The sequence below is a fragment of the Loigolactobacillus binensis genome (assembly GCF_005405165.1).
Classification (GTDB): domain Bacteria; phylum Bacillota; class Bacilli; order Lactobacillales; family Lactobacillaceae; genus Loigolactobacillus; species Loigolactobacillus binensis.
In genome coordinates this window covers 1-13,314 of record NZ_BJDN01000043.1, presented here as the reverse complement: position 1 = coordinate 13,314, position 13,314 = coordinate 1, and the positions used below count along the sequence as shown (strand labels likewise).

Sequence of the window (13,314 nt, the reverse complement as noted above, 5' to 3'; positions counted from 1 at the left end):
ATATAGTTTCACCACTATTTAAAGTTTAGAACAAAACTAAAATAGTGAATCAACTATCCCGTCGGATAATCGATTCACTATAAAGCTTAGAATGTTTTAGCCGGACTCGTTTCCGTAGCTGCATTGGGCGCAGCAGGTATCGTTCCAGCAGCAAGCGCAAGTGCAGCAACTTTTGGTGGTGACATCAACAATGAAGGGCAAAAATTACCTGATAACGATCAAGTAAATGGTGCCTACACAACAACAGATGGAACTACCAATGATCCAACAACTGGTACCGCCAGCAAGCAATCTGATGCCAACATTACTTTGAAGAACGGTTTCTTGACTTTAGAAAAAGTTCCTGATTTAAGCTTCGGCACAGCAACATCACAATTGAGTGGTAATTACAGAATTACAAGTAACCACAGTGAAATTGTTGATGAAGGTAATCAAGATGGTATCTTAGCAGTCAATGATACCCGTGATACTGAAAATGGTGGCACAGCGGATGCAACACCAACCCCAGCTAATGCAGCAGGTTGGACTTTAGGTGCTAAATTAGGTCAGTTCAAAAACCTAACAACTAATGCAAACGCCACAGGTGCTTGGGGCTTGACACTTAATACAGATGGCTCAGCTGGTTGGACTGCTGAAAATAATTCTGCAACAACCCCAGTTACAGCAGCTTCCTTCCAAGAAGGTGTGACTTTGGATAGTAACGGTGCGGCTAAGGTTGTTGGTGACGCTGCTGCAGGAACCGGTTATGGTCGTAACACTGCTTCATTGACAGCTGCTAGTCAAACTAAATTACAAGTGCCGGATGGTCAAACTGAAGGTACGTACGCTGCACCAATTACATGGACGTTATATGCACAACAAGGCTCAGCTGTTAACTAGTATGATCCAGTAATTGCTGCTTTATAAGATTGGATAAATTACGAAGGACAATCAGCTGGTCAACAAGGCTTGATTGTCCTTTTATGCGTTAGGTGCGATAAATTATGATAAAGAAAAAAACAAATTACCAATACCTCATATTGCTGATTGGCCTATTACTGAGCTTGTTTGGCGTTAGCCGGGCAGTTCAAGCGGCCGATGGTCCTGATTTTGTTTTAGAACCGGATTATCCACAGAATCAAATTGAGAATAATGGTGTCTTCAATATTCGGGTCAAAAAAGGACAAAAGCAAACACTGACGGTCAAGGTGATCAACTTATCAAATAAGGCGCGTAAGTTAACGGTGAAACCACGGACTGCGTACACGACCAATGGCGGGGCAATCGACTATAATCGCGATAAAGCGCCACGAGATCCAACGTTAAAATATTCATTTCGTAATATGGTGAAACCGAAAAAGCAAGTGGTAACGGTGCCAGCAAAAGGCACTACCACAATTGACTTTCAAGTAAAGATGCCTAATAAGAAGTTTTCTGGCTTAATTGCAGGTGGTTTTCACGCCACTTCTAACTATAAAAACGTGACTCACGTCAAGAATGTTGCGTTGACGAATAAATATGCCTATGTATTGGCCGCTTATATTCGTCAAGATAGTGTGAAGGCAATTCCAGCTATGAGATTAAAGCGAATTGTTCCGGGTGTTCGTGGTGGAAATCCTGCCGTGCTAGTCAATTTACAGAACTATAAATCCGCTGTGATTTCAGGCATGACGATCGACGCTAAAGTGCGAGAACAAGGTAAAAAGAAAGTGATCCGCCATTCGGTGAACAAATTACAACAAATGGCGCCTAATTCTAACTTTAATTACGGAATCAGCTGGGGTAAACATCCATTAAAAGCTGGGAAATATCACTTAAGCTTAACCGCCAAAATGTCAGCAACTTTGGGCTGGAAATTTGAACGTGATTTTACGATCACCAATGCAGATGCAAATCGCTATAATCGTGAGGCCGGATTTAAGCCTAATTACCTCTGGTTATGGATCACGTTAGCTGTATTGATCGTAGTCCTACTCTTAATTCTAACTTATGTAGCTGGGCGCCGGCGCAGTAATAAAAAACAAGATGAGTAATTATAAAATGGAGGTTAGGAGGTGGGTGTATGAAGCGGCTATGGCAGCGCCTTGGCAAGTTTCGCTGGCTGGCAATACTGGGGTTGGCACTACTGATCGGTGTTGGTATTGCGACAGCAATCGCGGGTAGTGCACAAGCGGATCAACGACAGCATCGTTCGGACGCTAATATTGTCTTAACTGATAACGGAGCTGATCAGTCAGATAATGAGACACCTAAAACGACTGAAACTAAACCGGCTAAAAGCAAAACTACTAACGATGATACACCACTGAAACAGGCCCCAGAAAGTCAAGGTCCAGTTACCCTTGAACCGGATAAGCTACCTCAAACCGGAAGTAGTGCAATTAGTTGGTGGCTTGGACCAAGTTTATTGGCTTTAGCGGGAGTATTAGTCTGGCAACGTCGTAAATTAGTGACTGTAACAAGTTAGACTGATGCGTTGTTACTATTATTAGTGTAGAACAGAAAGAATCGAAGTCATCATACAATAAGGTTATCTGAAACTCACGAATGGTGCAGCAGTGTATCAATTCAGCTTACATTTAATGTAAGAACCTTTGGGTGCCTTTGGTTCTTTTTGCATTATTGCTGGGAAATTTGTTGGGAGGAATTTGAATTGCGATGTATTAGTAGGGTGATCATTAGTGGCTTAGCCAGTTTATTCATAGGTGGGGGCACGGTTATGGCGGCGCCAAATACTGGGGTTGCACAATTTAATGCAATGCCGATTTTAGATGATCTACCCACGGTTGCAACACAATCATTTTTCAATCTACAGGTGACACCGAATAGTACTTACGAATTGCCGGTCAAGTTAAGCAATGTGAGTAACGAAACCCAGCAATTGACGGCTCAGATCAATAATGCCCAGACTGGCGTCAACGGTATCATTGACTACAGTCAATCGGCGGCTGAGTTGTTAGATCCAAGTGCTGCCAGTTTAGCTAATATGGTTGTTGGTGGGCGGCAACAGGAAGTGGCATTAGCACCGGGTGAGCAAAAAATAGTCAAGTTTCCGATCAAGGTACCAGTAACAGCCTTTAAGGGAACCGTTCTTGGCGGGATAACGGTGGTTAACCAACCGGCCGCGACTACCAAATCAACTTTTGGTAGTCGTACGCAATATGCAATTAGTGTTGCGCTAACGGTGGCTGATCAACCGCAACCTAAAGCACGATTAACGACTGGCAAAGTAAGCTATAACCGTAACGGCTACCAGCTTTCATTACGTAATGAACAGCCAACCCTGTGGCACCAAGCGCAGGCAACGGTAACGATCCATGATCGTAAACGGCAAGTGGCAGAATATAAGTACAATAATTTTAGTATTGCACCACGTTCTGCAGTCACAGTTGTACTACCGCATAAGCGTTTACCAGCAGGGCATTATACCTATATCTTTAATTTAAAGGCAGCTAAGCAGATGATTGCCGTCAAACAAGAATTTACGGTAAAAAAACAAATAACGAAGCAAGTAGCAACTACGAAGGTAAAAACAACAGCTAAACCGAATTGGTTATTATGGAGCGGTGTTAGTGTTGGCGTGCTTGTGATTATTTTCGGTAGTGTTTATTGGCTAGGGAGGAAGCATTCATGAATGGACGGCGCCTTTTATTAGGAATTAACTTAATAATAGCCATCAGCGCCGTGGTGCTTGGACTGACCGAACATGTTCAGGCAGCAATACGCAATATTGCGGTAACGCCGGTCGTTGGTGAAAGTTCGGTCACTGATCGTTTCCAATTACGGGTCAAACCAGGTGAAACACGAGTGATCACGTTAGCAGTAAGCAATTATGGTCGTACGCCGATTCGAATAAAGTTAACCCCGACCAATGCGGTCACTACCAGTAATGGCAATGTTAAGTATACTCAGGATGTTAACGATAATCAGCATAATCTACAGGTCCGTTTTAACCGGGTCACTAATACTAAAGTAGTGACGATCAAAGCGGATCAGGTAAAAGAGATCAGCTTTAAACTACGTATTCCAGAGCGGCGATTTAAAGGTATTGTAATGGGTGGCATTTACTTACAGAAAGCAGGTGAACAGCAGCGTACAGACTATATAGAATCGTTGGCGATTCCGGTCTGGCTGCAAGAAAAGGCCGTCAAAACCGTACCAACCGCGATTAAATTCAAGTCGATCACTGGGCGCTCATTGCATGAGCAGACCACACTGGGAGTCAATTTCGTCAATCCACAGCCAGTCTACTTCAAGAATGTCAGCGCTGATCTAAAGGTCGAACGCAAGAACTGGCTCGGTCTGGGCAAACAAACTTTCCGGGTGGCGAAGAACAACATGACTTTTGCGGCCAATTCGTTGATTCCGTTAACGATCAGCTTGGCGGATCGGCCGATTCCTAGTGGCTACTACCATATTACGGGAACCTTAAATATTAATGGTCAATTCTACAAAGTCGATCAAAAAACGAAGCTGTCGTTGATGGCGGCTTATCGGGCAACGAAACGCTCAACTAATGTGATCTATGACTTCACACCACTGTTGATCGGTGCGATCATCGGCGTGATCTTGATCATTGTCGGTATTCTACTGCGGCTGTCACTAACTAGCCGTAAGCAAGCTAAAGGGAAGAGGTGACTAAGTTGCAACAACGAATAAAACAATTAAGCTTAGCGATGTTCTTCGCGGCAGTTGGATTGTTATTGTGCTTAGGGATGCCGCATAAGGTGGCGGCGTATGATTGGCCGATCGGCAGTTCGGTTTGGGGAACGACAACAAATCCTTGGCAAATTGGTGCGCCTGACTGGAAGACCACACTTGTTAATACACAAGCACAGCAACTAACTGATGATCCGGATGGTTATAATTATCAGATGATTTGGAGTGGGACCGCAGCTGACTTTTATAATTTTAATTCTGGTGATACGACACCACTGATTACCGGTTCGACGATTGGTGCGCGAATTCCGACAACAACGGTTGATGGCAAGCCGGCCAATAATGTTGACGCAACTGTTCCGCCAACAATTACCGTTGTTTCCGGTAGCGGGACTAGTCAAACAACGCAAACCGATAGTGGCCTACCTGGTGGTACTATTGGCGAAGATATCACTGGTACTTACTCTTATTTTAATATATCTTCTAGTTCAAATGATTTTCCACAGAAATGGCCCTCCGGTCTAGCACCAGAAACGCCATTATCAGTAACCGTGAAATTAAAATTAAAACAACCGGATAATATTACCAGTCCAGCGCCCTTTCAATTTGTCTGTAATAACCGTAGTTCAATAATGCCATATATCTACAAGGCATTCTATCAAGACGACACTACTGGTGCTGACCTAGCACCAGCCGAGAAACTGGGTGTAGGTGGAACGGTTAATTCAGGGCCTTACATTCCGGCACTAAAAACATTTAGTGCCGACTACAAGTTTGATAGCATCCAGGTTACCACTATGAAGATTAATCCTAGCGATGGGACTGATAGTGCGCTTGGAGGTTCCGTGGTCAATCTCACTATGGATAGGTTAAATACGCTTGCTAATCAACTATTAAAATTACAAAATTATACCAAAAAAGCCATTTTCTTCTGGTATGAGCCTAAAGATCCTAGCGTCAAAGTCTACTATAAGAATGACACCACTGGCGCAATGATTGCTGCGGCTGATCTACCAAGTTCGGTGCCACAAAGTGCGTGGGGCTACATTAAGAATAGTATCTATCAGGCAGGCACTGATACTGAAGACCCCGCAAATTATTTGACGGCACCAACTGATTTTACGGCCGCTGGTAAGAAGTACACCTTTACGGATAAGTACGATTATTATAGTGCTTATAATAATGGGGCCGGCGCCGTTACGGCTTCGGGTACGAACATTACAGCCCAAAAACTTGCTGGTGTAATTGGTGATCAGGCCGTTGTCTTCCATTATCAAGCACAAGCAGAATCGAACTTTGGGGTGCATTATTGGGATGCCGATAAGCAAGCGACTACAGTGCCAACTAGCAACCAGATGACGGCTGATGATGGCACGGATGTTTCCGCTGGGGACGATGCGTTTAAGCAACTGACCGGTGATCCGGATACCGCGGTGACGTTGGATACAACTGATCCGATTGATGGTCAGCCGGCTGGAACGGCCGGAATTGGGGCACCTAATCCGGCGGAAGGTTACTATTATTTGGGTTATAAGTACAATGATGGTAGTGGCACCACCAAGTGGGTGCCCTATGATCCAGATGATGCTACGACGACTCGTTTTACTGGCGATTTTAATGACAGTAGCCAACAAGGGCTGACTTTCCTGTACCGAAAAAAAGATAGTCTGTCCCTGACGGTGCCCAGCGAACTGAATTTTGGCACGGCTGGTTTACCGATCAGTTCAGCAATTGACAGTTATTTGAAGTATTCAAGTGACGGCACGATTCAATCTACCGATAAGGCCGTGGTGGATGTTGATGATGAACGTGTTGCCGGTAATGACAACGATAATAGTGCTTATTGGAATATTACATTGCAAGGCGCACCCTTAGCAGGGTCAAGTGCAACGCTAACTAATGCTACAATTAGTTTCAACAATGGTGCTGAGGCCATTGATAATGGTACCACAATAGAACCAGCGATCAACTTACCGCTAGACGGCAATAGTACAGTTATGGTTGCTCAGAGTACGGGTAACTTGGGAAAGGATTCATCGATCGAGTGGGCAAGCCAAAATGTCAGATTAAAGATTCCGTTGAATAGTACTGCGGTACCTGATTCCTATCATTCAATGTTGACGTGGACCTTAACCTATGGCTATTAGCAAGCTAACGATAACAGCCAAATCGTGAATAGATCTTAGACCTTGCTGAATAGAGGATCAATGTAAAATGCTCGCTTGCTGACTAGCATTATTTTCAGCGGGTGAGCATTTTAATTCGCGGTGTAATTGATTTTAGTAATGGTGTGGACAGACCGTTTTCGGCCTACACTGTTAAGCAAGTTTTTAACTAGGGAGTTAGGAACTTTTATTTGTAAAGAAGCATAGTCGAGGGCAAAGATTTGGCTACGTTTGAAGTACGGTACTAAAGGCGTTCCAACAACGCCAAGTCAAACGAGTAACGGGGGGATGGAAAAGTATGAGTAAATCACTAGGCCTTTTTTCTACACGTAAAACAGGGAATTCGTTGACTTTGACGGTTCCACGCACATCTGGTGTATCGGCAGGGCAAGAGTTTGAATTAATCAAGGAAGATGATGGCACGTTGTGTTATCGACCCCGTAATGAAAATCCTTGGTCGGACGGTTTATTAAGCGATCACGATTTTCGTAATGATCTGCTGTTAATGGAAGATGATGTTGTAACACGACTTAAGGGGGATGAAGGTAAATAATGGCTCCAAAACAAGGCGATCTGATCATGCTCGATGTTCCATGTTATGAACGTGACCAGCAAGCGCGCCAAGCATTAGTTGTACTCTCGAACACTAGTTACAATCGTCTGACTGGTTTTGTTTCAGGAATGCTAGTAACAACGGCGGAACTTACCGATAAAATACTTTATCTACCCATCGTTGATAAGAAAAGTGGTCTTACTGGTGCGATCAATACGTGGCAATTATTTACGTATGATTATGCGGCAAGTCATGGCAAAGTGATCAGTAGTGTTGGCGCAGTCACTTTAAATAGTTTGAAACAGAAAGTGTTACAGATCTATAACACTTAGAACCACTTCTGGGTATTGCCATGCTGAGCTAGTTACAATTGTACGGAAAGGAATGTTTCGATGTTACTCAATTTATTTTTAGGGCATGCAGAAGAGCAGCGTGTTCAACTATATGATCGGTTATTTCGCGATTCAACCCATAATCTAACGGTTATTGCGCAGCGCCTAGGCTGGACTTATCAACAAGCGTACTATGTTTATAAGCAATTGCCGCCGGAATTTCAAGTTGGTAAGTCGCTTTCACCGGTACCAACGGAATTAACGGAACGCTTGGTGAAAAGTTCGCTTGCCTATCAGGCGTTATATAATGCATACGCTACTCATCTGCCGGTTTCTGATCTGATTCAGACGCTAAATTGTAGTGTACCCATATTACGGCGGCGTATGGTCAAGCTAAAGCACTATTTACAACGGCTGGATTTAAAGTATCAATTTAATGAAGTTCGCTTAGAGGGGGATGAACGGCAGATCCGTTTATTCTATTGGTATTTATTTGCGGCGGTCAGTGAAAAATTAACGCTTGATCGCGTACAACTAGGCGATCGAATATTGAAGACCCTATTAGGTCGTGACCTGCACAGTTGTGAGTTGCCAGTTGTTAACTTGCTGGTGATCTTCTTTCAACGCATAGACGAAGGAAAATTAATTAAACCCACGCCCCCACAAATTGATGATTGTAATATTCCTTTGTCATTGGTCAGTGCTTGCGCAAGTGAATTAAACGTCGACAGAATTCAAATGCGCGCTGAGCTAACTTGGTTACACTATATTTTAACGGTCTCGCCGTACGTACAAGTAAATGAAACGACCTTGCGACTAGCTGACGTACATTTAGCAGAAAATATTTATCGCGCATTCATTCATGGTGGCAATCCGCGACATGAATTATATCTAGCTGCGATCATCGCCTACTCACGGCATGAACAGTTACCATTGATCAGTGATGATGATGAAGTACAAGAAGCACAGTTGGATAAAGAAAAGGTCCACCGCGTGGTTGCGGCTAATTTGGACGCTTACGAGGTCAGTAATGTTGCCTTGATCACTGAAAATATTATTAACAGTCTGGCCCTTGATGCCGATCACACGCTACTTCAAGTCTATATCACACCGAAGCTACCTGTGGCGATCAAAGACCATATTATTATTTTCCTGAATAGTACGTTAAATCACCAGATCAATGTGGTTGAACGGCAGGAGGATGCTACTTTCTTAATTTTATTAAATCGTTGTTCAAGCACAGACCAACAAATTTATTACTGGTCGCTAGGGTTATCTCGCAAGCAGAATTTGCTGCAATTGTTAGTGTTGTTAAATCATTATTCGGCGACCGACTGAAATAAAGACGCTATTCCCAACAGTAACGGAAATAGCGTCTTTATTGTATTTAAATATTAGGTGTGGACTGATAACGTTCATTTAAAAATTCGGCTAGTGGTGTCTCAAATTTGGTGTAGGCCATAGCGTCAGCAAAATTACCAGTAAAGATCGCGGCGTCATTATTTGAAGCTAGTTTTAGTGGCCAAGCAGGGTCGAATAATAATTGTTGGCCAACGGCGACAAGCTCAGCGTCATGCAAAACATTAGTTACGTCAGTCCGGGTGCGTACGCCACCAACACCGATCAGCGGAATCTTACCTTGTAGTGCCTCATGGGCATAGGCCAGCAGCGAATGTGCTTGATAATCATCACCGCGTGCAACACGATCGTAACGATTTAACGATAAGTGCAGATAATCCAGCTTAGTTTCCCGCAATTTGGTCAGCAACCATAGGGTGTCGGCAAAACGAATGCCTGGGGTTTCAAATTCTTCAGGTGAAAAGCGATAACCAACGATAAATGGTTTAGTCGCGTATTTTTTAACGGCAGCGAAAACAGCATCCAAAACTTCAGCAATAAAAGTATAGCGTTTTTCGCGATCACCGCCGTAGTCATCGGTACGGCGATTAGAGTGCGGGGAAAAGAATTGCTGCAGTAAATAAGTGTTGGCACCATGTAGTTCGACGCCGTCAAAGCCAGCCTGGATCGCTCGGCGTGTTGCCGCGCCGAAAGCGGCGATCGTTGTATGGATTTCGGCAACGGTCATTGCCCGTGGTGTTTCGGCGTCTGGGCGTTCAGCCGCAACTGCACTGGCCGATACTGGCTGCACACCAGACAGGGTGGCCGCGTTCGTCATGCGCCCACCGTGAAAAATTTGGATGATCGCCTTAGCGCCTTGAGCTTTGATGGCACTGGCCAGCTGCGTTAGTTCGGGTAACATTTCATCGTCAGCGATACTGAGTTCGCCGGGCCAGCCTTTACCACCGGCCTCAACGTTGGCGGCGCCGGTGATCACGGCGCCTAAGCCCTTGGCCCGCTTGGCGTAATAATTAATTTCGTTTTGGGTAACGGTACCGTTGAAAAAACTTTGCCGAGTGGTCATCGGCGACATCAGTAGCCGATTTTTTAACGTACTTCCAGAGGGTAAAGTTAATGCCTGATCAAATGTATGCATAAAAAGGCCTCCACAAACTATTTTCTTACATAAAGTAAGCTTCTATTTTTAATGTACGCCAAACTAAAATTATTGTCAAACATTACCGCCAGTGATTTTTAATCGTGAAGCCGTAAATTTTTTAAACGTTTGATCAAGGCCGCTTCGTTAAAGAAACTCACTGGCTGTTGATCAAGTTGTTTTAGCGCGTAGCACTCGGCACCGGTCAAGGTAAAATCAAATAGGGTAATATTTTCCCGTAACCGTGTTGTGTGCGTTGTTTTAGGAATAATGATCAGTCCTTGTTGCAATTCCCACCTTAAAATAATTTGGGCCACTGTTTTGTGATATTTGACGGCCAATTTTTGGAGCAGTGGTTCGGCGGCCAATGTTTGTGTACCATGCGCAAGTGGAGCCCACGCTTCTAGTTGAACCTGAAATTCACGCGCCACTGTTTGCAGTTCGCGTTGTTGGTGCAGGGGATTGAATTGAATTTGATCGATCATCGGAGTGATGGTGCTATAAAGTGCCAAATTAGTTAATTGGCCGGCGGTAAAATTAGAAACACCGATAGCGCGAACTTTACCAGCCGCATAAAGTTCTTCTAGAGCCCGCCACGCGCCAAAAGTATCATTGTAAGGTTGATGGATCAAGTAAAGATCCAGATAATCCAACTGCAATTTATCAAGACTAGTTTGAAAGGCAGTCTTAGCAGCGGCGTATGTTGTATCTTGAATCCAGAGCTTAGAAGTAATAAATAGCTCTTCCCTTGGTAAACCGCTAGTCGCTAACGCCTGGCCAACACCGGTTTCGTTGTGATAGGAAGCAGCAGTATCAATACTGCGATAGCCAGCTTGTAAGGCGGCCAGCACAATTTGTTGAGTTGTGGTATTATTCCAGATCTGGCCAACACCGAAGCCGACTTGAGGCATTAGACACCCGTTATTAAGTGTGCTCACTTGCATCACCATGATCGCTTTCCTTTACTTGGTTAGGAGTGATATATCAGTTGCTTGACTAATAGTTGGGGAAGCACAGAGTTAATGATGCGGCTGGCTAATTTGTACCTACTATAACTAGATTAGATTTCGTCTCTAATATAGCATATCGTCAATAAAAAGGAGTACCTGCGGATCTTAAATTGGTGAAATAAAGTAGTTCAGAAGCACCTGCACTGCTGAACTATTTTTAGTCAGTTATGGATTGAAAAGATTCAAGGCTGAACGTTAGTTACCAGTTTATAGCAAATTTAAATTTTGGCGAGCACTAAGGTAGGTAATCTGCTTTCATTAGAACGGCACTGGGGGGGTGGGCAAGGAGTGGACGTTAAAGCGTCTGTTTGGTGCAGACGATAGTCGCGGCCGGCGACACAGACGATTCGATCACTGGCTAGCCATTTTATAGTAACTATAGATGAAGGTTTCATTAAATCAAGGCTGGAGCCACTTGTCATTTAGAAATATTTATGGTCTGTTTAGGTAGTTAATATCAGTATTAAGACCGATAACCGAACATTAAATTAAAATTAGTTCTTGAATATTCTATTTTCTAGCACTATACTAGCTCCAACCTAGTTATTCGGGTATTAGCAGTAATAACCGAATGATAAAACTAAAATTAAACTAAATTAGCTTAAAAAGCGAATATTGGAGGAAGAAAAACGTGGCTAGCGAAAAAAACTTGATTGTGGGGCCAGATGAACCACTTAAAACGCATACGGCGGCCTTGCTAGGTTTACAGCATGTATTGGCGATGGATGTGTATGTACCACCCTTTATTATTGCCGGATTACTAGCGATGAGTATGGATGCTAAGATGGGGTTGATCCAGGCCACTTTTTTCGCAGCAGGAATCGGTACAATTCTACAGACTAAATTCTTCATGAAAATGCCGATGACACAAGGCCCTTCATTTGTACCGATCGGAGCGATCGCAGGGATCTATTTAGCTAACGGTGGGGGCCATAATGGTCTGGCCACCGTTTTCGGTTCGTTGTTAGTCGGAGCAGTGCTGGTGATCTTGTTTGGCCTGACTGGTTTCTTTCAAAAGATCATTCAGCGCTTAGTACCTTCCTTAGTTGGGGGGACGATCATTACGGTGGTTGGGTTATCCCTGATCCCATCCGCGTTGAATGACAATATTTTTCAAGCTAGTGGTAATTTAAATCAAAACGTTTTGTTAGGAGTGATCACAGCCACGATTTTAGTTGTCTGCGTGGCGATCAGTCTGCGTTTTCCGCGGTTAGAGCGGATCTTCAAAGTTAGTTCGATCATTATCGCCTTGTTAGGCGGCTCAATTATTGCTGCAGCAATGGGGCGCTTCTCCTTTAAAACCGTTGCGGATGCGCCGTGGTTCAGTTTACCGCATTTTGCCGTCACTAATTATGGCTTTCATTTTTCATTAACGGCGATTTTGACCATGGTGGTGATCTATGCCGTTCTATTAACGGAAACTTCAGGCACTTGGTTTGCAATGAGTGCCGTGTTGCATAAACCGTTAACTGATCGCCAATGGAACCGCGGGATCATCGGCGAAGGGATCAGCTGCTTGATCGCCGCTTTAGCTGGCGCAACACCGGTCACCGGTTATTCAACCAATGCTGGTGTGGTGTCGATCACCGGAGTTGCTAGTAAAAAAGCGTTCATTGCCGCTGGTGCTTGGTTTATTGGTTTTAGTTTTATTGGTAAGTTAGCGGCCTTTCTGGCGGCTATTCCTGCCGCAGTGATCGGAGGTGTGTTCGCCATCATTTGTTCAACGATCATGCTAAGTGGTTTACAGGTTATTCGGCAGCAGGAATTTGCGGAACGTGATCTGTATATTCTCGGTATTCCGATTATAATGACCTTGGCGCTGATTTTGATCCCTAGCCAATTGACTAAGGAAGCGCCACAATTAGTTCAATATTTATTGAGCTCGCCGATTGCAGTTAGTGCGTTGTTGGCGATCGTGTTGAACCAGGTGTTACCCCAAAAAGTGAGAACTGAAACACCAGTGGCAGTTAAGGAGTAACGAAAAAAAGCAATTGTGCCGAAGCTAAGTGAACTGAACCCCATAAATTGGAGTAAATTTTAAGCAACTAACTGGTCGGAAAGATTTCGGTATTGAACCGGAGTTTTTCCGGCCAGTTTTGTTCTAATTCTTTTATTATTATAG

Annotated in this window: 13 protein-coding genes; 10 read left to right on the top strand and 3 right to left on the bottom strand. The window is 43.9% G+C overall.

The annotated features are described in order from the left end of the window. Positions 1 to 123: 123 nt before the first annotated feature. The 9 genes from FFM78_RS13020 (at position 124) to FFM78_RS12980 (ending at position 9,026) form a co-directional block, all read left to right on the top strand. On the top strand, positions 124 to 879 hold the full coding sequence (locus FFM78_RS13020; protein WP_137638830.1) for a WxL domain-containing protein: 756 nt from the start codon (positions 124 to 126) through the stop codon (positions 877 to 879). 104 nt (positions 880 to 983) lie between these two features. Beyond that, on the top strand, positions 984 to 2,012 hold the full coding sequence (locus tag FFM78_RS13015) for a WxLIP family cell surface protein (protein WP_137638829.1): 1,029 nt from the start codon (positions 984 to 986) through the stop codon (positions 2,010 to 2,012). Between the two features lie 29 nt (positions 2,013 to 2,041). After that, on the top strand, positions 2,042 to 2,446 hold the full coding sequence (locus tag FFM78_RS13010) for an LPXTG cell wall anchor domain-containing protein (RefSeq protein WP_137638828.1): 405 nt from the start codon (positions 2,042 to 2,044) through the stop codon (positions 2,444 to 2,446). Positions 2,447 to 2,632: 186 nt separating this feature from the next. Further along, positions 2,633 to 3,613: a DUF916 domain-containing protein gene (locus FFM78_RS13005; protein ID WP_137638827.1), complete on the top strand. Its 981-nt coding sequence runs from the start codon at positions 2,633 to 2,635 to the stop codon at positions 3,611 to 3,613. Then, positions 3,610 to 4,617, top strand: coding sequence for a DUF916 domain-containing protein (locus FFM78_RS13000; protein WP_137638826.1), 1,008 nt, complete (start codon positions 3,610 to 3,612; stop codon positions 4,615 to 4,617). The genes FFM78_RS13005 and FFM78_RS13000 overlap by 4 nt, the downstream gene beginning before the upstream one ends. A 5-nt stretch (positions 4,618 to 4,622) precedes the next feature. Further along, positions 4,623 to 6,785 (top strand): WxL domain-containing protein, encoded by a 2,163-nt coding sequence (locus tag FFM78_RS12995; RefSeq protein WP_137638825.1) that lies wholly within the window; start codon positions 4,623 to 4,625, stop codon positions 6,783 to 6,785. A gap of 316 nt (positions 6,786 to 7,101) precedes the next feature. Beyond that, entirely contained in the window at positions 7,102 to 7,356 is a 255-nt protein-coding gene (gene mazE / locus FFM78_RS12990; RefSeq protein WP_137638824.1) for a type II toxin-antitoxin system PemI/MazE family antitoxin, read from the top strand. After that, a complete protein-coding gene (locus FFM78_RS12985) occupies positions 7,356 to 7,688 on the top strand; it encodes a type II toxin-antitoxin system PemK/MazF family toxin (RefSeq protein ID WP_137638823.1) in 333 nt (110 codons plus the stop codon). Before mazE ends, FFM78_RS12985 begins: the two co-directional genes overlap by 1 nt. A gap of 60 nt (positions 7,689 to 7,748) precedes the next feature. Beyond that, positions 7,749 to 9,026: a helix-turn-helix domain-containing protein gene (locus FFM78_RS12980; protein ID WP_137638822.1), complete on the top strand. Its 1,278-nt coding sequence runs from the start codon at positions 7,749 to 7,751 to the stop codon at positions 9,024 to 9,026. A gap of 49 nt (positions 9,027 to 9,075) precedes the next feature. On the opposite strand, the gene FFM78_RS12975 is transcribed toward FFM78_RS12980, so the two are convergent. Both FFM78_RS12975 and FFM78_RS12970 read right to left on the bottom strand, forming a co-directional pair. Beyond that, positions 9,076 to 10,182 carry an NADH-dependent flavin oxidoreductase gene (locus tag FFM78_RS12975; protein ID WP_137638821.1) on the bottom strand — a complete coding sequence of 369 codons (1,107 nt, stop codon included), beginning with the start codon at positions 10,180 to 10,182 and terminating at the stop codon, positions 9,076 to 9,078. Between the two features lie 98 nt (positions 10,183 to 10,280). Further along, positions 10,281 to 11,132 carry an aldo/keto reductase gene (locus FFM78_RS12970; protein WP_223877093.1) on the bottom strand — a complete coding sequence of 284 codons (852 nt, stop codon included), beginning with the start codon at positions 11,130 to 11,132 and terminating at the stop codon, positions 10,281 to 10,283. A 691-nt stretch (positions 11,133 to 11,823) separates the two neighbouring features. Here FFM78_RS12970 and FFM78_RS12965 point away from each other — a divergent pair. Further along, the gene (locus tag FFM78_RS12965) at positions 11,824 to 13,170 is read left to right on the top strand and encodes a uracil-xanthine permease family protein (RefSeq protein WP_137638820.1); all 1,347 of its coding nucleotides are present in this window, start codon (positions 11,824 to 11,826) and stop codon (positions 13,168 to 13,170) included. Positions 13,171 to 13,229: 59 nt separating this feature from the next. Here FFM78_RS12965 and FFM78_RS14220 read toward each other — a convergent pair. Continuing rightward, a partial coding sequence (locus tag FFM78_RS14220; RefSeq protein ID WP_137637389.1) for an IS3 family transposase occupies positions 13,230 to 13,314 on the bottom strand: 85 nt, incomplete at its 5' end.